The sequence below is a fragment of the Chryseobacterium takakiae genome, assembly GCF_900129385.1.
Classification (GTDB): domain Bacteria; phylum Bacteroidota; class Bacteroidia; order Flavobacteriales; family Weeksellaceae; genus Chryseobacterium; species Chryseobacterium takakiae.
This window is the reverse complement of sequence record NZ_FQVO01000006.1, coordinates 41290-61140: the sequence shown is the minus strand read 5'-3', so window position 1 is coordinate 61140 and position 19851 is coordinate 41290. Positions and strand designations below refer to the sequence as shown.

At 37.6% G+C, this 19851-nt stretch carries 19 protein-coding genes; 8 read left to right on the top strand and 11 right to left on the bottom strand.

The genetic code is table 11. The features are described 5' to 3' along the window. Positions 1–272: 272 nt before the first annotated feature. The 3 genes from BUA76_RS09265 to BUA76_RS09255 all read right to left on the bottom strand — a co-directional run bounded on the left by BUA76_RS09265 (position 273) and on the right by BUA76_RS09255 (position 3501). The gene (locus tag BUA76_RS09265) at positions 273–1463 is read right to left on the bottom strand and encodes an MFS transporter (protein WP_072884531.1); all 1191 of its coding nucleotides are present in this window, start codon (positions 1461–1463) and stop codon (positions 273–275) included. Between the two features lie 55 nt (positions 1464–1518). Further along, positions 1519–2520 carry an aldo/keto reductase gene (locus BUA76_RS09260; protein WP_072884530.1) on the bottom strand — a complete coding sequence of 334 codons (1002 nt, stop codon included), beginning with the start codon at positions 2518–2520 and terminating at the stop codon, positions 1519–1521. A gap of 87 nt (positions 2521–2607) precedes the next feature. Next, positions 2608–3501, bottom strand: coding sequence for a helix-turn-helix domain-containing protein (locus BUA76_RS09255; protein WP_072884529.1), 894 nt, complete (start codon positions 3499–3501; stop codon positions 2608–2610). Positions 3502–3716: 215 nt separating this feature from the next. On the opposite strand from BUA76_RS09255, the gene BUA76_RS09250 reads away from it, so the two are divergent. Further along, on the top strand, positions 3717–4004 hold the full coding sequence (locus tag BUA76_RS09250; protein ID WP_072884528.1) for a GNAT family N-acetyltransferase: 288 nt from the start codon (positions 3717–3719) through the stop codon (positions 4002–4004). Here the strand turns inward: BUA76_RS09250 and BUA76_RS09245 are convergent, their stop codons facing one another. Continuing rightward, positions 4005–5105 (bottom strand): MBL fold metallo-hydrolase, encoded by a 1101-nt coding sequence (locus BUA76_RS09245; protein WP_072884527.1) that lies wholly within the window; start codon positions 5103–5105, stop codon positions 4005–4007. It abuts the gene before it with no gap. Positions 5106–5238: 133 nt separating this feature from the next. On the opposite strand from BUA76_RS09245, the gene BUA76_RS09240 reads away from it, so the two are divergent. Both BUA76_RS09240 and BUA76_RS09235 read left to right on the top strand, forming a co-directional pair. Continuing rightward, positions 5239–6774 (top strand): S41 family peptidase, encoded by a 1536-nt coding sequence (locus tag BUA76_RS09240; RefSeq protein WP_072884526.1) that lies wholly within the window; start codon positions 5239–5241, stop codon positions 6772–6774. Positions 6775–6788: 14 nt separating this feature from the next. Next, entirely contained in the window at positions 6789–7352 is a 564-nt protein-coding gene (locus BUA76_RS09235; protein WP_072884525.1) for a YdcF family protein, read from the top strand. A gap of 32 nt (positions 7353–7384) precedes the next feature. Here BUA76_RS09235 and BUA76_RS09230 read toward each other — a convergent pair whose 3' ends face one another. Both BUA76_RS09230 and BUA76_RS09225 read right to left on the bottom strand, forming a co-directional pair. Continuing rightward, positions 7385–7978 (bottom strand): hypothetical protein, encoded by a 594-nt coding sequence (locus tag BUA76_RS09230; protein ID WP_072884524.1) that lies wholly within the window; start codon positions 7976–7978, stop codon positions 7385–7387. Between the two features lie 11 nt (positions 7979–7989). Beyond that, positions 7990–8496, bottom strand: a complete 507-nt coding sequence (locus BUA76_RS09225; RefSeq protein WP_072884523.1) for an RNA polymerase sigma factor — start codon at positions 8494–8496, stop codon at positions 7990–7992. Positions 8497–8657: 161 nt separating this feature from the next. On the opposite strand from BUA76_RS09225, the gene BUA76_RS09220 reads away from it, so the two are divergent. Next, entirely contained in the window at positions 8658–9488 is an 831-nt protein-coding gene (locus BUA76_RS09220; protein ID WP_072884522.1) for an alpha/beta fold hydrolase, read from the top strand. 367 nt (positions 9489–9855) lie between these two features. Here BUA76_RS09220 and BUA76_RS09215 read toward each other — a convergent pair whose 3' ends face one another. The 3 genes from BUA76_RS09215 to BUA76_RS09205 all read right to left on the bottom strand — a co-directional run bounded on the left by BUA76_RS09215 (position 9856) and on the right by BUA76_RS09205 (position 13823). Continuing rightward, entirely contained in the window at positions 9856–11484 is a 1629-nt protein-coding gene (locus tag BUA76_RS09215; RefSeq protein WP_072884521.1) for an NADP-dependent glyceraldehyde-3-phosphate dehydrogenase, read from the bottom strand. Between the two features lie 916 nt (positions 11485–12400). Then, positions 12401–12994, bottom strand: a complete 594-nt coding sequence (locus BUA76_RS09210; protein ID WP_072884520.1) for a TonB-dependent receptor plug domain-containing protein — start codon at positions 12992–12994, stop codon at positions 12401–12403. Between the two features lie 121 nt (positions 12995–13115). Further along, positions 13116–13823 carry a DUF6261 family protein gene (locus BUA76_RS09205; RefSeq protein WP_072884519.1) on the bottom strand — a complete coding sequence of 236 codons (708 nt, stop codon included), beginning with the start codon at positions 13821–13823 and terminating at the stop codon, positions 13116–13118. 107 nt (positions 13824–13930) lie between these two features. Between BUA76_RS09205 and BUA76_RS19245 the strand changes: the two genes are divergently transcribed. The 4 genes from BUA76_RS19245 to BUA76_RS09190 all read left to right on the top strand — a co-directional run bounded on the left by BUA76_RS19245 (position 13931) and on the right by BUA76_RS09190 (position 17034). Further along, on the top strand, positions 13931–14104 hold the full coding sequence (locus BUA76_RS19245) for a hypothetical protein (RefSeq protein WP_178337326.1): 174 nt from the start codon (positions 13931–13933) through the stop codon (positions 14102–14104). Between the two features lie 132 nt (positions 14105–14236). Next, positions 14237–14452: a hypothetical protein gene (locus tag BUA76_RS09200; RefSeq protein WP_072884518.1), complete on the top strand. Its 216-nt coding sequence runs from the start codon at positions 14237–14239 to the stop codon at positions 14450–14452. A 12-nt stretch (positions 14453–14464) separates the two neighbouring features. After that, on the top strand, positions 14465–16774 hold the full coding sequence (locus BUA76_RS09195) for a PHP domain-containing protein (protein WP_072884517.1): 2310 nt from the start codon (positions 14465–14467) through the stop codon (positions 16772–16774). Continuing rightward, positions 16771–17034: a hypothetical protein gene (locus BUA76_RS09190; RefSeq protein WP_072884516.1), complete on the top strand. Its 264-nt coding sequence runs from the start codon at positions 16771–16773 to the stop codon at positions 17032–17034. Before BUA76_RS09195 ends, BUA76_RS09190 begins: the two co-directional genes overlap by 4 nt. Before the next feature lie 193 nt (positions 17035–17227). Here BUA76_RS09190 and BUA76_RS09185 read toward each other — a convergent pair whose 3' ends face one another. Further along, entirely contained in the window at positions 17228–17683 is a 456-nt protein-coding gene (locus tag BUA76_RS09185; protein ID WP_072884515.1) for a hypothetical protein, read from the bottom strand. Positions 17684–17848: 165 nt separating this feature from the next. Further along, positions 17849–19834, bottom strand: a complete 1986-nt coding sequence (locus BUA76_RS09180) for a urocanate hydratase (RefSeq protein ID WP_072884514.1) — start codon at positions 19832–19834, stop codon at positions 17849–17851. Positions 19835–19851 lie beyond the last annotated feature (17 nt).

Genomic DNA, 19851 nt, shown 5'->3' with positions numbered 1-19851 from the left:
TAGCTTTTTTTAATTTTCTAAATTAAAATAAACTTTGTTTATTCTTAATATTTAACATTAAGAATTTCAGTAAGTTGACCAACTATGATTAAGAAATCAATAAATTGATTTTATTAATTTTTTTTAAGATAAAAGAGCTTAATGCCTTAATGGTAAAAATAAATTCAATTAAACAGGCTCTTAATTTGCCTAAAAAAAAATCCTCCCGAAAATGAGAGGATTTTTAGTATTGAAATAGGTTGTAGAAAATTTAATTAAAATAAAAACTTAGTTTAGGCATGTGCCTTTCTTAATTTAATCATGCTTAAAATAAACAGTCCTAAAATTCCCAGCACGAAATACCCTTCTGCAACTTCCAGCTGAACCTGAGGCTTTATTGCCGCAACAATCCCGTAACTGATGGCAGAAGTAATAATAAATGCCACGCCGCCGGTAAGTCCGCCTGCTATGCCTGCGGAATTCGGGAACCTTCCGATACAGTAAGAAAAGTAATTGTTGAATATAAATCCGGCAGTAACATGAATCAAAAATGCAAAAGCAACCAGACTGTAAATATTGTTGGAGAAATAAGATACGAAAAACATCAGGACAATTAACAACAGCTGAATGAAATTTGCATTCCGTATTTTAGGCAGAAATGCTTTATTGATTAATGCTTTTCCTAAAAATCCGCCGATCATCCAGGCAAAGCCCAGAACCAGTGAAACGTAGCCTGCTACTACCTCAGAATAACCCATTTTATGCTCGATAATGAATGATCCGCAGAGATTGAAAAACATAATCATTGAATAGCTCAATCCGCACATAATCATCCCGTAAAAGAAATCTTTAGCCTTGAACATCGTGTTGTATTCCTTAATGAGAAACTCAAGACGAAAAGGATTTCGTTTTTTCAAGGTCTCGCCGGAAAAAATTAATTCTAAAAGCAAAAGCAGTAAGCTGTAGCCCGCCAATACATAAAAATTGGACTGCCATCCGAAGTTTTTCTGTAAGTATCCGCCAATAAACGGCGCAATAATAGGACCAACAGACCAGACAATTGTCATAATGCTGAGATAATGTTTCCGCTCTTCCCCTTCATACACATCTACAAAGTATGCCCTTTTCGCAACAACGGCAAATCCTGAAAGAATTCCCTGCAGAACACGCATGGCATAAATCACAAAAATATTATGGGTAGTTGCCGTAATTAAAAAAGACGCTACAAACAAACCAAGCGACAAGAGAGAAATCCTGTATCTGCCGAATGAATCTACAATGCTTCCTGCAAAAAACTGGGTAAGACCATAACTAATCAGAAATATGGAAAGCGTCAGTTGGATATTACTTTCCGGCTGGTGCAGCTCTGTTGCCATACTCGGCATAGAAGGCAGGTAAATATCTGTCGCCAGACCCGACATCGGAATTACGGCGAATGCCAGAATCGTCGCAATAAACTTATTTTTTTCTTTAAGTGTAACCATTTTTAGACTTCGTAACATTCAGATTTCCTGATGAGAAAACCTGAAAAATGTAATATTAGTTATTAACCAATTTCATTGCGCCTTCGCTGTACCGTGCGCCAATGTTGGGATATTTTTTTAGAATTGAATCAATCGTTTGCAGATCAGACTGAGAAAGTTCGAGATTTGCTGCTTCGATATTTTCTTCTAAATATGGAATGCGTTTCGTTCCCGGAATAGGAATAATGTCCTCTCCCTGGTTCAGAACCCATGCTAAAGCCAGCTGCGTTCCTTTAACCCCTTTAGATTGAGCAAATTCATTGATCTCGTTTGCAAGATTTTTGTTGTTCTCCAGGTATTCGTTTTGATAGCGTGGCAGAGATTTTCTGAAATCATCATCCCCAAAATTCGCAGTTTCAGTGATATTTGAAAAAAGTCCTCTTGCCAGCGGAGAATACGGCACTAAAGTAATTCCCAGCTCCCTAATCGTTGGAAGAATCTCTTTTTCAATATCTCTTGTCAACAAAGAATATTCAGACTGCAGGGCAGTGATCGGATGAATTGCATTCGCTTTTTTAATAGATTCCGCAGAAGCTTCTGATAATCCTAAATAACGGACTTTCCCTGCTTTTACAAGATCTGCCATCGCTCCCACGGTGTCTTCAACAGGAATATTCGGATCTATTCTGTGTGCATAATATAAGTCGATTTCATTAATTTTTAATCGCCGAAGACTCAGATCCACCGCTTGTTTAATCCACTCCGGTGAACCGTCAAAGTAGGTTCCGGGAACTCCGCTGTGACCGGCTTGACCATCTTTAAAGCGAAATCCGAATTTGGTGGCAATAAAAATTTTATCGCGGTTCGGCACCAACACTTTCGAAATCAGTTTCTCGTTTTCGCCATTGGCGTACATATCGGCAGTATCCCAGAAGTTTACCCCTAAATCCAATGCCTTATGCAATGTATCGAGGCTCTGCTGTTCATCGGTTGGTCCATATGCCGTGCTCATTCCCATACATCCTAATCCAATGGCAGACAATCGTTCTCCTGTTTTTCCTAAGGTTCTAAATTTCATGATAACTGTGATTTAAAATTTACAGTACAAAATTATAACAGCCACACTTGGTATTCAATATAGAATTCAAACAAAGAATTATAAAAATCAAACAACAGCAGTTCTTACTGCATTGGGTGATATTCCGGTCTGCCTTTTAAAATAATTGGTAAAATAAGAAGGTTCTTCAAATCCCAAACCATAGGCTATTTCGGCAATGTTCCAATCCGTATGTTTCAGCAATGCATTGGCTTCCTGAATAATTCTTGCTGCAATCTGCTGACTGGTGGTTTTTCCGGTGATTTCTTTTACAGACCGGTTTAAGGAATTAACATGAATAGAAAGACTTTCGGCATAATCAACCGGACTCTTCAATTTGAGAAACCTTTCCGGACTGTCAATAGGAAACTGTCTTTCCAGCAATTCCATGAATAAAGAAGCTATTCTCTGTGAAGCATTCTGGTAAGATTCGAAATTTTCCGCAGGATGTATTTTCATAGCTTCGTGGATCAGCAGATGCAGATAGGCTCTAAGCATATCATATTTGTGAAGATAATCCGACTGAATTTCGGTCATCATCTTCATAAAGATGTCCGCAACAGTTTTCTGCTGTTCCTCATTAATAAAGAAAACCGGAGTTCCGCCAATTTTAAAAAGGCTGGAATCCTGAAGATTTCCCAAACGGTTTCCGTCATGCACAAAATGATCGGTAAAAAGACAGAAATATCCTTTTTGGTTATTATCTTCTGCTTCCCAGGAATAAGGAATTAAAGGATTTGAAAATAGTATAGCAGGGCGATCTACATAGATCCATTTATCGGCGTAATGCAGTTTACCCTTTCCTATAATCAACGAAATTTTATAATAATCTCTTCTGCTGTAAGGTGTTATTAGAGAACAGTTCTCGCGTGAAAATACATTGAAATGACCTACACCGGGCGTTTTGATACATTGCAGCCCTACACGTTTGTAAAAACCTTTTATTGTTTCGCTAAATTCCATTTATTAAAATTATAAAAATCAAACAACACTTACTATAAAAATAACTACAATAGATAAAATAAAAATAACCAATCTCGTGACCGGTTATTGAAAAATTGAATGTATAGTTGGTTAATGAATAAATTCTGTTTCTGTTTATATATATTATTTTTAATTTGTAATTTTAAGAGGATAATTCTCAAAATCATTTCATTAACACTGAAAATATCATTATCATGGAAAATATAAAATTTGAAATATCTCCCTATGAAGATGAGTTGCAGATACTGATAGACGATAAAAAATCCGGCTATATGTCTATAGAGGTTGATGGCAGGCTGTTAATTGTCTATTATACCAAACTTAACGAAGATCGTGAAGGAAAAGGGTATGCTAAAATGCTGCTGGACGAACTCGTACGGTATGCCGAAGAAAAAGACCTGCTGATAGATCCCGAATGTGACTTTGTGCGGCAGCAGTTTGAAAATCATCCTGCTCGATACAAAAATATCTGGCACGCCTAATTATTCAAATTCCCACCACTTTTCAAAATGATGTTCTGCTGTGTTAAGATCTACAGGCTGACCGATCATGGGTATTACAACAGAAAGGTTCTTATTTTCTGCCAGGCTTGTCACTTTTTTTAAAGGTTCATTCCATGAATGCAGAGCAAGGGCAAACTTGGAAGAATGGACGGGGATTATATTTCTGGCCTTCACATCAATACTTGCCTGAACAACATCTTCCGGCAAAGCGTGGATATATTTCCAGGCTTCATTATACTGTCCGTTTTCGATGATCGCGTAATCAAACGGCCCGTAAGTTTTTCCGATTTCTTTAAAATGGGTATCATAGCCGCTATCCCCACCGAGAAACAGCTTTCTAGTAGGCGTATGCAGAACATAGGAAGTCCATAAAGTAGCATTTCTTCTCATTTTACGCCCAGAAAAATGCCTGGCCGGTGTAAATATGATTTTAATATTATTTTTCAGATCAACTTCAGTTTCCCATTCTTCTTCAATCAGCTGTTGCGGTGCATAGCCCCATCGTTCAAGATGAGCACCTACTCCCAAAGGCAGAATAACTTTTCCAACCCTGTTTTTAATCGCTTTTACCGTAGGATAATCAAGATGGTCGTAATGATCATGGGTAATCACGAGATAGTCAATGACAGGAATATCTTCCGGTTTAAAAACATCTGCTCCCGGAAATGCTTTATTGAAAAACTTAAAAGGAGAGCCGTACGAACTTAGCACAGGATCAATCAGGAAAGAAACGCCATCACTCTGAATATAATAGGACGAATGCCCAAGCCATATAAAAACATCCTGGTCTTTAGAAAAACTTTTCAGGTTAGTATGTATAGATGGAATTTTTGATAGAGGCTTAAGATGAGGATCTTTTTTATCAAACAAAAAATTAAACATTACTTTAGGCATGGAATACCCTTCTGCCAATGCGGGAGTATTAGAAATATTCTGGAACTGCTTATTTTTATAATATCGGGAACGCTGCATTCTAAGCAGCCTCTTCCCTTTTGCTTCTGCACCGAAAACCTCCTGTCCGGTAATAATAAAATACAGCAGGACGAGTAAAACAGCCAGACTAATAACTATGTAAATCATTTTCTTAGGTAATGTTAATGGATGATAATATGATATATGACGGTTACAGAAAATAAAACCTTTAATTTATATGAAAAAAGTACGCCTTTTTTTTAAACATAATAACTAAAATTTTAATTTTGAAATAAAAAAAGTGAAGAAAAATTATTTCATCCTGTTATTTCTTCTGTTAATTTCCGCCTGCGGATCTGTGCGAAAACACAACGAATTGCAGAAAACTTCTATTCCGCCTGAGAAGCTGAGGCAGGATGTGGATTTTGCTTATTCCAAGATTAAAGAAATGCACCCCCAACTCTTCCTGTACATTTCTCACCAAGAACTTGATCATAAATTTGACAGCATAAAAAAGACCATAGATGCACCGCTTACGCCGCTTCAGTTTTATTTTAAGCTGCAGCCGGTAATTTCAGATATCCGTGAAGGTCATCTTTCGCTGAGAATTCCATCCAAAAGCATCAGTAAAAAAGAAATCAGAGAACTGGAAAATAAAAAAGGAATGTTCAGCCGCTTTGATTATTACATTCAGGGAAACCGTCTTTTTATTATCAGGAATAAAGATTCTATTGAAAATATCAAACCCGGAACAGAAATCCTGTCCATTGATCATACACCCGTATCTTATTATATTGAAAGATACCGTAAACTTATCAGTACCGACGGATTTAACACGACCTTCAAGCCTTATTTCCTGAAAGACCTTTTCTTCAGTTATTACGTGGCGGAAAAAGGTTTTCAAAATAAAGCGGTTATTGAAACGGTTTATAATGGTGAGAAAAAAATCTATCAGCTGAAACGCGAATCAAAATCTGAGGCTGATTTAAAAAAAGAAAAAGAAAACAAAAAAAGGACAGACGAGAAAAAAATCAATGATTATGTGGCTTTGAGCGATTCATATAACAGGAACTTCAGATTTCTTGATAAAGACAGTACCATTGCTTATATTCAGGTAAAGAGTTTTTCGGGAGTATATTCAGGAAAGTTTTATAAAAATGCTTTTGAAAACATAAAAAATGCGCAATCAAAATACCTTATTATTGATGTAAGAAACAATTACGGAGGCTCGCTGGAAGAAATTCACAAGTTGTATTCTTATCTTTCTCCTGAACCTTATATTTTGATTAAACCTTCTGAAGTAAATTCTGCTGCAGCACCATTAAAAACCAACTATTTCAGGAAAAGCAATCCTTTGCAATACACTTTCAAAACTCTTGCTTATCCTGCTTTTTTCTTTGCGCAGACTTTCAGTACCTACAAAAAAGACGGAAAATTTTATTATAAAATAAAAGCGGACAAAGTCTCAAAACCCGATAAAAATGCTTTTACCGGGAAAGTTTTTGTACTGATCAACGGAGCCAGTTTTTCAGCATCATCGATTCTTACTTCTAAACTTAAAAATGACAAAAGAGCTGTTCTCGTCGGTGAAGAAACAGGTGGCGCCAACGACGGAACAGTAGCCGGATTTTATTCATACCAGACCTTGCCTAATTCAAAGATAGATCTGCCGATCGGGCTTGTTTTCGTACAACCTGATATCACACCTACGCATACAAAAAAAGGCGTTGTTCCTGACATTCCCGTTCAGGAAACAATGGACGATATTATCCATAAAAGAGATCCTCAGCTCAATTGGATTCTCAATGAAATTAAAAAAGAAAAAACGATAAAATAATCATATTAAAACTGATGATAAAAAATACATTGAAAGTATTTAAAATAATTGCTCTTATAATACTTACATGGTTTCTTGGACATTCGGCACTCATCATTTATGACGGTCTTTCCGACAGCGGTAAAAATGCAGAGCTTGCCGTTATATTGGGAAATAAGGTTAATGAAGACGGAACCTTATCCAAACGACTGGAAATGCGGCTGAAAACCGGTGTACAACTTTTTAAATCCGGACGTGTCAAACGAATTCTGGTAAGTGGCGGACTGGGAAAAGAGGGTTTTTATGAAGGAGATAAAATGAAAACATTTCTTGTAGCCCATGCTGTTCCTGATTCTGTGATCATTGTTGATAATCTCGGAAACAATACAAGAGCAAGTGTTGAGAATACGTTAGCACTAAGAAAACAGATGCCTTTCAACAGCCTGATTGTTGTATCTCAATATTTTCACGTCAGCAGAACAAAAAAACTTTTCAGGGACAAAGGCTTTAAAAATGTAAGCAGTGCAAGTCCGGATTATTTTGAATGGCGGGATATATATGCCATAATAAGAGAATTTCCGGCTTATTATACACAATAAAGAGTTTCGGCGGCTTTCAGCCGCCGAAACTCTCATCGAAGCTCATTAACAAGATCCTCAATCTGACGGATGAATTTCCCGTAAAACTTCTTGAACCACCATTTTCCCATCACAAACAACAAAGGCATTACAATAACGAGACTGCCGATAAGAATACCTGCAATTTTGATATTTGATAAAGGAAAAGGCCGCGGTATAAACTCAAGAACAATTATAATTTCGCACACTAAAAATGGAACAAAAGAAAGATAAAATGATGAATAATACTGCTTATTGAGCTCGAACTGGTGAAGCAGGTCTTTCAGGCTGTCGTACGTTTTCATCATCGGGCTGCTCATATTTTTATACAGCTTAAAAAATTTACTAAAGAAAAAGAAAGTCACAAAAACCATTGAAGCGATCAGGATGGTGATATAAAATTTAAACTTAAACGGACCAGGAGATAAAGCGATTACCCCGAAAGCAAAAACAAAAATACCTACCGTAGACCAGAATTCCATACGCATATTGCCGCGGATTTTTTCAAGCGGAAGATTAATTTTATTCTTCTGCTCCATACTTATTTCCGGTGTTTCTTCAAAAGAATCATCCTGATTCCATGTATTTTTCAATTCATCTATATTCATGATAGTTGATTTTAATATTGTGATTTATCTGAGTTTAAAATATCTTTAAGTTTATTTTTTGCGCGGTTCATTTTTACCCGTACATTTCCTTCAGAGATTCCCATCTGCTCAGCAATTTCTCTTCCTGAAAAATCTTCTAGATAATAGAAAATAAAGGCTTTGTCGATAGAATTCAGCTGGTTGATGGCTTTGTACATGCCATTCAGTTTTTCTTCTTTCTCATTATTAAATTCTTCATGGGCAATTTTATATTCGGTATAAGGTCCGCTACTGATGAAACTTCTCTTTTTCTCATTTTTAAGGAAGATAATTGCTGTATTCAGGGCAATTCGGTACAGCCATGTAGAAAATTCACTCTGTCCTTTGAAATTAGGATAAGCCTTCCAGACCTGGTAGGTAATTTCCTGAAACAGATCGTCACGGTCGTCTTTATCGTCCATGTACATTTTAGAAATCTTGAAAATGATTCCTTTATGCTTTTCCATTTTATCTAAAAAGTCCTGTTCAGTTGAGGCCATAATTTCGTACTCTCTGTGAGGTTAGTTCTACCTTTTTAAAAATGTTACAGCGAATATTAAATTTTTATGCATTTTTTTTATTAGGTCTGACGTAATGCTAATTTATATAAAATGATTGGCTTAATATTTGTGATTCCTGAGGTACACCAAAAAATATAAATATGCCTTTTATTACAAAACAGGACGATCAAAACGTCCAGCTTTACTATGAAGATTTAGGATCCGGACAACCCATTATTTTGATTCACGGATGGCCGTTGAGCGGAAAATCCTGGGAAATGCAGATTCCCGTTTTACTTAATCTCGGATACCGGGTTATTTCTTACGACAGAAAAGGTTTCGGGAAATCATCTCCAAGTCTTGATGGGTATGATTATGACGGATTGGCAAAAGATCTTCATGAAATCATCACACAGCTTGAATTAAAAAATGTGATCCTTTTCGGATTCTCAATGGGTGGCGGCGAAGTTGTTCGCTACATTACCAACTACGGAACCGAAAACATCGATAAGGTAGCTTTAATTTCATCCATTATTCCGATTGTCAAGCAGAAAGACGACAATCCGGATGGTGTTCCGCAGGAAAAGCTGGATGAGATCATGAATGCCTTAAAAACAGATCGTATCACGTTCCTGGAATCATTCCACAAAGATTTTTACAATGTCGGACTGCTTTCAAAAACAGTCAGCCAAAAACAACTCGACTATGATTGGGCCATTGCCTCATTCGCCAATCCTATTGCGACGATAAAATGTGCAGAAAGCTGGGCCAATACGGATTTCCGTCCCGAACTTAAAAATGTTACCGTAAAAACACTCATTGTTCACGGAGATTCTGATAATATTGTTCCGATTGATACCGCAGGCAAACAGGCTGCTCAGGGAATCGTCAACAACGATTTTATGATCATAGAAGGAGCGCCGCATGGTCTTAATGTGACCCATGCCGAAGAGCTGAACGGTATCATCAGCAGATTCCTGACTTCGCACTAACAATTCTCTTCCAATATATGTTTTGATTTCATTAATCAAAATCCGCAGCACTTTTGGTACTGCGGATTTATTTTATAATGTAAACTACATAATTTTTAGGCAATTCCCCTCCTTTGGAGAGGTGGCGGAAATTCAAAGAATTTACGACGGGGTGGTTTAAAAAGATCACAACATTAGCAATTCACTCAAAACAAGTATTCATTGCTTCAACAAATCCGTCTCTATATCACTATGACGAAGGAAGAATCTTATCCAACACGATAAACACACAATCATCCGTGCAAATCCGGGAAATCTGCGGTTAAAAAGATTCTTCACGCCGCGCCGCTCTGTTCAGAATGACAACAGACCATCCTTCGTTTACGATCTAAAAAATATAATCCGTACTCAGGAAATTAGAATCATGATCCCTTACAATCGTATTCAAAAGATTCTTATTCGATTCCGTTACTTTCGCCGCTACCAAAGAGCGGATTGAGAACGAACGCAACGCATCAAACACCGAAAGCGTACCTTCCGCACTGTCTTTTCTTCCCGTGAAAGGAAAAACATCCGGACCACGCTGTGCTTGGCAATTGATATTCACACGGCTCACCAGATTAACAAACGGATCGATTAATTTCGATAATTCCATCGGATCTTCACTGAAAATACTTACCTGCATTCCGTGATCTGCGTTTACCTGGTAGTCAATCGGTTCATCAATACTGTCAAAAGGAACCACCGGAATTACAGGCCCGAACTGCTCCTCATGATACAGCTTCATATCACTGTTCACCGGATAAACAACCGCCGGAAAGAAGAAAGACTCTTCTCCGAAACCACCGTTTTCGTTAAGCACATATGCTCCTTTTGACTTAGCATCTTCAATGCATTCTTTCAGATAAGGCGGCTTATTCACTTCAGGAAGCGGCGTTATTTTAACATCCTTTTCCCACGGAAGTCCCGGTTTCATCGCCGCAACCGCAGCTGTCAGCTTTTGGGTAAATTCTTCAGCAACGTCTTTCTGTACAAAGATCAGCTTCAGAGCCGTACAACGCTGTCCGTTAAAAGAAAGAGATCCCAGAATACACTCGCTTACTGCAACATCAAGATTCGCATTCTTGGTAACAATGGCTGCATTTTTTGCATCCAAACTTAAAATTGCACGTAAACGATTAACCTTAGGATGAAGCTTTTTCAGACCGTTGGCCACTTTACTCGAACCGATGAAGGCAAGGACATTTACCTTGCCGCTTTCCATAATCGGGGTGATAATTTCAGATCCTTTTCCATACAGCGTATTGACCGTTCCTTTAGGAAAGGCTTCCTTAAATGCTTTTAACAGCGGATAATGTGCCAGAACACCATGTTTCGGAAGTTTAAACAAAATCGTATTTCCCATGATCAGCGCAGGGATAAGCGTGGTAAAGATTTCATTTAAAGGATAATTAAACGGCCCCATGCTTAACACAACCCCAAGCGGTGCTCTTCTGATCTGTGCAATCGTACCTTCCGCCTGCTGGAAACGGGACGACTCGCGGTCAAGATCTTTCAGCGCATCAATCGTCTGGTTGATATAATCTACCGTTCTGTCGAATTCTTTTGTAGAATCGGCCAGTGTTTTTCCGATCTCCCACATCAGCAGCCTGATAATCACATCGCGCTCCTTAATCATCAGGTACACAAACTTCTGCATGCATTTGATTCTTCCTTCCACCGACATGGTTGGCCACTCTCCCAGTCCGTTGTCGTAGGCTTTTACGCAGGCATCAAGCACATCCATTGCTTCCTTAGGGCCAATATTGGGAACGCTTCCCAGCAGCTTTCGCTGCAAACCGTTTTCCGTAGGAATGCAGACCGGCGAATAAATTTCCTGTACCTCTCCGCTCCAGGCTACCAGTTCTCCATTAAGGAGGTATTCGCGCTGATGGATTTCGGGAACTTTATATTCATCTGGAATTTCGTTGTAGGTTTTAAATATTTCCTGAAATGAAGGAGTGTTTGATGATTCCATAGATCTTCTTTATTAATTAATATTTAGCGTTTTTATTTGAATAGAATAAAGGTAGACCTAAAAATTGATTTTAAAAAGAGGGAATTAATAGATTTGCTCTATTTGAAATAAAATTAACACACAATATCTAAAATTCTTCCTTAAAAAGGTACATAAAAAATTCCCCAACTCTGGAAATTGAGGAACGAGATTCGCCGATTCTATTTATAAATAAAAGCACAGAGGCACTGGTGTCGAAAATTTGAAAAAATTTTTGACGGGATGGTTTAGAAACGTCCATCACTACAGTCCATCGAAACACCAAACAAGTAACTCATGTTTTTAAAACATATTCGTATTTGTCATCCTGTTAAGGATCCAAATAGAGCAAGAAAACACATCATAAAAAGCTGTAGAGATGCTTCCAGCATGACAAACTAAACGCAAGCAGAAACGCAGATTGATATAACTTTACTGTCATTCTGACGAAGGAAGAATCTCATCCACCACCATAAATACTCAATCACCCGTGCAAATCCGATAAATCTGCGGTTAAAAAGATTCTTAACGCCGCTTCGCTCTATTCAGAATGACAGACGACAATATATCCACCAACACGATAAAAATTCCATTGTCATTCTGACGAAGGAAGAATCTCATCTACCACGATAAACACTCAATCATCCGTACAAATCCGAGAAATCTGCGGTTAAAAAGATTCTTCACGTCGCTTCGCTCTGTTCAGAATGACAGACGACAATATATCCACCAACACGATAAAAATTCCATTGTCATTCTGACAAAGGAAGAATCTCATCTACCATGATAAACACTCAATTATCTGCGCAAATCCGAGAAATCTGCGGTTAAAAAGATTCTTCACGTCGCTTCGCTCTATTCAGAATGACAAATAAAACAATTATTCATTGTTTTAAGATCATCGCTTTATCTTAGTGGTCACTACGATGACTCCGTTTTTCGCTTTCCTTCCGTAGGCGGCAATCGCAGGCTCATCTTTTATAATCCGTACGCTTTCAATGTTTTGGGTATCAATATTTCTGAATCTTTTCTCACTCATTACTTTTCCATCAACCACATACAAAGGAACATTCGTTCTTATACTTACCGTTTGAAGCCCTCCAACCACCATACTCATCCGCCTTACAGAATCCTGTTTTACCGGCGAAACCACTTTTCCTTTAATTTTTTCCCTGTCCAGGCTGTCGCGTTTAGGTTCGCATTGCTGGGCTTTAACAGCGGCAAATCCTCCGGCGGTCAGGATAAAACCTACCGCAAATTTTGCGAAAAGGGTGTTGATAAAGGAAAACTGCAGGTCCCGGTTGAGCTGTGACTTTTTAAAACGCCCGCAGACATTTTCCGAATTTTGCGAAAAGGCGTTAACGATTTCTTCATCCGGAACGGCGGTAAAATCTTTTACGGTTTTGGAGCATACGGAGCAGAATCTTCCCTGCTCTGCCGGAGACATCCGGTTCCAGTTTTCATGACATGGGATAGGTATCGTTAATTTCATAGGGTATCTTTTCTTATAAAGATGCGCTTTCGATTGAAAAGGTTGGAAAGGACAACATTTATTACCAATAACTCTTCCATACGATCATAAAAAAACTCAGCGGAGTGCTGAGTGTATAGAATTATTCGCTTTTGGGCTGATTGTTTTCCTTATCATTCCCGGAGGAGTTTTTGGCGGCTTTTACCAGTTCATTCACATCGCTGTAGAAAAGTTCCCATCCCGGTACGTCTTTCATGGCCGTGAGCAGATTGAAATACGATTTCAGATTTTTCTCAAGATCCTTTCGGATGGCGGAGGCGCTGGACATCTGCCGCAGGTCTGCATTGGCTACAGCCTGATCGGCAAAGATCTGTTCAAAAGTTTCATGCTTCGCTTTCATTTCCGTAAATGCCGTATCAATAGACAGCGCCACAATTTTCTGTGCATTTTCAGGACGTTCCAGTTCCTCGATCAGCTTTTTCATCTGGGCAGTCTGCGACGAATAGCTCAATCGCTCCAGGTTCAGTCCGAACTGCTTAAATACCTGGTACAGCTCTTCCGCCAGCTGCTGATTGACTGCCGTCGGAAGCTTGCGGTAACCGTTCAGGAATGCTTTGAGGTTTTTGTAAGCAAGATCTCTTTCACGGTCTGCCTGGGCAACATCTACTCCTTTCCCACTGTAGATTTGCTTGGTATATACCTCATCATACGCCGCATAGGAAGTCTGCATCGTTGACACAAGAGGATGGTTGGAAATAACAGGATATTTTCCCGACTGGGCATTCGAAATAATTCGCTGGGCAAGAGTAGCCAGGTCTTTGGTACTCAGCCTCACTAATGAAATTTTCATACTTGAAATGTGTTTTTATTGTTAATTATTGATGAATTGAGACCAACAAATATAAATAATTCTGCATTTAGTTTGAAAACATTTTGCGGGAAACAAAATGCAGTTGCATGAAGTCTCCTGCAATCTGTTGGAGACTTCATGCAATTGCAGGAGGTTACCAACAGACTTGTTTTAAACAAAATGCAGTTGCAGGAGGTTTCCCGCAAGTTGTGGGAGACTTCATGCAGTTGCAGGGGGTTTGTTTCAGCGTTGTTTTAAATTACGTAGAAATACGGAGATAAATATGGTGGTGGTTTTTTATTTTTAACGGCTATTTGTTTGATAAATAAGCAAAAAAGTATGCTGCTACGGGAATCCGTAATGATAACATACCAAAGTTCTATACATTTGATTATAAAATTAAAAACAAAACTATGAACGAATTAGATTACAATTCAATTAAAAGAAAAATTGAAAGTCAAAAATGTGCTGAACATAATCAAAACCCACAATTCATCAAAACTTCAAAAGGATTTGAAATTAAAGCATGCTGTGAAAATTTTAGAAGCCAATTAGTAAAGAAAGCAGAAAAAATTATTGCTGATGAAACACAAAAAGCGATTGAAAAAATGATGAAAAAATATTCTTAAAAAATAATAGCTATGAATCCAATTTTTGTAGATATACATATACACACTTCTGATAATCCTGATAGTTTGGATCCAAACTATTCTGTTGAAACACTTGTAGATAAGATTAAAGAATTTACTGATGAATCTGATTTTCTTATTTCATTAACAGATCATAATACTATCAATACCAATGCTTACATGAAAGCTAAAAATTTAGGAGTAAATATTATAGTTGGTGTAGAATTACATATAAAAAATTATGATGATTGTCCTGCGTATCATTGTCATATTTATTTTGATATTGATGAAATTACTCAGGATGTGCTTGATGAGATAAATAAAAAACTAGACAAGCTCTATCCTAAAAAGGTTGTTGAAAAATTAGATCCCTCAATACCAACAATTCAGCAAGTTATAAATGAATTTGATAATTATGAATTTATTTTATTACCTCATGGAGGGCAATCACATGCAACATTTGATACTTCTATTCCTGCAGGAGTTAAATTTGATACAACTTTAGAAAAAAGTATTTATTACAATCAGTTTGATGGCTTTACAGCAAGAGGAAACCGTGGTTTAGAAAGAACACAAGAATATTTTATAAAACTTGGTATCAATGAATTTGTAAATCTAATAAAATGTAGTGATAATTATAATCCAGCGCTTTACCCAAACGGTAAAGATCAAAATCCTTATGTACCAACTTGGATGTTAGCATTACCTACATTTAATGGGTTACGTTTGTCTTTATCGGAATCTTCAAGACTGATCTATTCTGATACTAAACCAGAATTTTGGTCAGAAAACATCGAAAGCATTTCGCTTAATAAAGAAAATATTAAAATAGATGTAGAATTCAAATCAGGATTAAATGTTGTGATTGGAAGTTCATCAAGCGGTAAATCCTTACTTGTAGATTCAATACATAAGAATATTTGTGCTACAACTGATCAATCAATATATTTAGAGCAATATGATATTGATAAAGCAATTATAAAAAATCCTTCAGGTATGACACCTCATTTTTTATCTCAAAATTATATTATGAGTGTCGTTAATAATGTATCAGAAAATAAAATAGATGACATAGACATAATTAAAAATGTTTTTCCGGGAGATGATGAAGTGAAAGAACTAATCAACAAAGGGTTGGCTGAGTTTAAACAAGATGTAATTGAATTAGTTAAACAAGTAAAAATAATCGACAAGGAAATTCAAAATTTAAATAATATTCCTGTTATTTCAAGGTTAATAGTTAAAGACAATCTGAAATCAAATCCTTTTAAAAAATTGCAGCCTAGTGACTTGGAAAAATCTAAATTGGAATTTTCTAAATCAAAATATGATACTTATAATTCTGATTTAGATGAAATAGAAGATTTCTTAGGAAAATATCCATTTGTCAATCATAATTCAAGTTTGATAAAAGAATTAAAAGACGAGTTAAAGTTAGCGTATAAAAATTTTTTAAATGAAAGTTCAACTAGGAAAATTGTTGATAATTATAAAAAAGAATTCGATGATTTGTTGAAAGAAAACAATTCTGAAGATCAAACGAAAAAACAAAATTTTGAAAAACTAATTGAAACACTGAAAATCTATGTAAATGCTAATAAGAAATTTAATCTCACGCTTTCTAAAATTTCTAATTATAATTTGAATTTCGACTCTGAAGTTATTGAATCTATGGGTCATAAACTTCATATAGAAAATGGTTTTAAGCTTGATAAAGAAAAATTTATAGAGATTGTTAATCATTATTTGAAAAACAAAATTGATAGATTTGAGAACATTACGCCAAATATATTATTTGAGGATAATCATAAAAAGCAACAGCCGAAAGTTCATGGTTACGAAGATTTTGAAAAGAAAATCTACTCAGATTTTGAAAACTTAAATAAAAAAAATTATAAAATCATAACAGATGGAGGTAAAGATTTTGATTCTTTAAGTCCTGGTTGGAAAACCTCTGTAATTTTAGATTTAATACTTGGGTATGAAGAAGATATATCGCCAATAATAATTGATCAACCAGAAGATAATCTTGCAACAAATTACATTAACAAAGGGCTTGTAAGTGCTATTAAAAAAATTAAAGCAAAAAAGCAAGTGATTTTGGTGTCCCATAATGCGACTATTCCGATGCTTGCCGATGCTCAAAATATAATTCTCTGTAGAAATATTGACAATAAGATTGTTATAAAATCATGTGAACTTGAAGGTAAAATTGGAAATAAAAGTGTTGTCGATTACATTGCTGAAATTACTGATGGAGGAAAATCATCAATTAAAAAACGTGTAAAAAAATATAACTTAAAAAAATATAACGAGTCATGAGATTAGTATTTACAAAAGACGAGGATGATGATATCAAAGCACAAATTCACACTGGTACAATTCTAACAGATTTTAGCTATGTTGAAATGGTTAAACAACTAATTGAAAATAAAGAAATAGATGATGTGTCCTTTGAAGGAATTGAAGATGAAGAAAAGACTAAAATAGAAGAAATGTTAGATGAAATCAGTAAAGTTTTTGCAGAGGAAGAAGATGATAACTCTGATTCTAATGTTGAAAATGAAATTAACGATTTGTAATTTATTACTGTATATAAAAAGATTCAAATATGTTACAAACATCTTTCATTGTGAAACAAAAACCTGCCGTACAGCAGGTTTTCTTATTGTCCGTCACTGCGAGCAAAGCGAAGCAATCCTTTCAAATAGTTTGACGAATTCAACAGATTGCTTCGTCGTTCCCTCCTCGCAATGACGTCTCGTTTATTGAGTACTAATTTTCTATTATTTCTATATTATAACATAAAAAAGCGAGCATCACCAAAGCATGCGGGAAATGGTCTTCAACCTCCAAGTGATATTTCCGGGTAAAAAACAGATTTCGGTATTGCATGGACATCAGCAGGCTGTCGTCCCGATGATTTAGCAAATAGGTAGCACTGTTCCACCTGCCTTTTATTTTAATGGCATAAATGTCAGTGTAAGGGTGACCGTAATAGAACATCCTGTTTGAAGAATCAATCATCACCGCTAATTTTCCTTTTTCGTCCAAAAACTTCCAGGTATTCCCTGCGAAACCGGAGCGTTTTAAGGTAAATAGCTGATGGTCTGTTTTGATCTTTATATTTCTTCTCAGAATATAATCGAAAACAATTTCGCCTACCAAAATTTCATGGTCATCAAACAGCTGGTACGAAGCTTTTGTTTTGTTAATTGTATATATTTTCATGCAATAAGTACCACTGCTCTACGTTAGGTTTCCGTCATTGCGAGCAAAGCGAAGCAATCCTTTCAAATAGTTTGACGAATTCAACAGATTGCTTCGTCGTTCCCTCCCCGCAATGACGGAATAATTAAAAATATTTTCAAATTAGCTCATTTTCAAATTATCAAATTAAAAAAGATTCTCATCCACAAAATTCGGGAGCGTTACTTTCAGTTTCGGTTCTGCTTCCATGGCTCTTTTGATGGCGAAAACAGCGCCTTCATTTCGGGCCCAGCTTCTTCGGGAAATTCCGTTGTTGACATCCCAGAACAGCATGGATTTTAATCTTCGGTCGGCATCCTCGCTTCCGTCAAGCAGCATTCCGAAACCGCCGTTGATCACTTCGCCCCATCCTACGCCGCCGCCATTGTGAATGGAAACCCAGGTTGCCCCACGGAAACTGTCACCGATCACATTGTGGATCGCCATATCTGCTGTAAATCTGGAACCGTCATAAATATTGGAAGTCTCGCGGTACGGAGAATCCGTTCCCGAAACATCGTGATGGTCTCTTCCCAATACCACCGGCCCGATCTCCCCGTTTCGGATGGCCTTGTTGAATGCTTCGGCGATTTTCATTCTTCCTTCGGCATCAGCATACAGAATTCTGGCCTGTGATCCCACGACCAGCTTGTTTTCCTGCGCGCCTTTGATCCACTGGATATTGTCTTTCATCTGCTGCTGGATCTCTTCCGGAGAATTCTGCTGGATTTCTTCTAGCACCGCACAGGCGATATCATCAGTTTTCTGCAGGTCTTCCGGTTTTCCGCTGGTACACACCCAACGGAACGGCCCGAATCCGTAATCGAAACACATTGGTCCCATAATATCCTGAACATAAGAAGGGAATTTAAATTCTCTTCCGAGCGTAGGATTTTCCGCCATGACATCGGCTCCGGCTCTGGAAGCTTCCAAAAGAAAGGCGTTTCCATAATCGAAGAAATAGGTTCCTTTAGCGGTATGTCTGTTGATCGCATCTGCGTGTCGTCTTAACGTTTCATGTACTTTTTCTTTAAATAGTTCAGGGTTTTCCGCCATCATTTTATTGGACTCTTCAAAGCTCTGCCCAACCGGATAATAGCCTCCCGCCCACGGATTGTGAAGCGACGTCTGATCTGAACCGATATCGATTCTTAAATTTTCCTGATCAAATTTTTCCCAAACCTCAACAATATTTCCGAGGTAAGCCAGGGAAACGGTTTCTTTGCTTTCCTGGGCTTTTCTTACCCTTTCCACCAGTTCATTCAGGTTTTCATGGATTTCGTTCACCCATTTCTGGTCGTGGCGGATTTTGGTGATCTTGGGATTGACTTCCGCACAAACCGTAACACAGCCCGCGATATTTCCTGCTTTCGGCTGCGCACCGCTCATTCCGCCCAATCCTGAGGTAACGAACAGTCCGCCTTTTGGTTCTTTATTTATTTTTCTGAATGCGTTGAGTACTGTGATCGTTGTCCCGTGAACAATTCCCTGCGGCCCGATGTACATATAGCTTCCCGCCGTCATTTGTCCGTACTGCGTTACGCCCAATGCATTAAACTTTTCCCAGTCATCCGGTTTGGAGTAATTCGGGATCATCATTCCGTTGGTTACGACCACTCTCGGTGCATCTTTGTGCGAAGGAAACAGTCCCATCGGGTGCCCGGAATACATGACCAGAGTCTGCTCATCCGTCATTTCAGAGAGGTACTTCATTGTTAAAAGATACTGCGCCCAGTTGGAGAAAACCGCTCCGTTTCCGCCGTAAGTAATCAGCTCATGCGGATGCTGTGCGACCGCGTAATCCAGGTTGTTCTGAATCATCAGCATGATCGCTTTCGCCTGCTCGGATTTTCCGGGATATTCTGAAATCGGCCTTGCCTTCATCTCGTAATCCGGGCGGAAACGGTACATATAAATTCTTCCGTATTTTTCAAGCTCTTCCCTGAATTCAGGCAGTAATTCTGCATGAAACTGAGGCTCAAAGTACCGCAAAGCATTCTTCAGGGCAAGTTTTTTCTCTTCTTCCCCTAAAATCTCTTTACGCTTGGGAGCATGGTTGATAGTAGTTTCGTATGGTTTCGGCTTTGGCAATGTGGCGGGAATGCCCTGCTGTATCTGTTCCTGGAAAGTCATATTACAGTTTAAAGTTC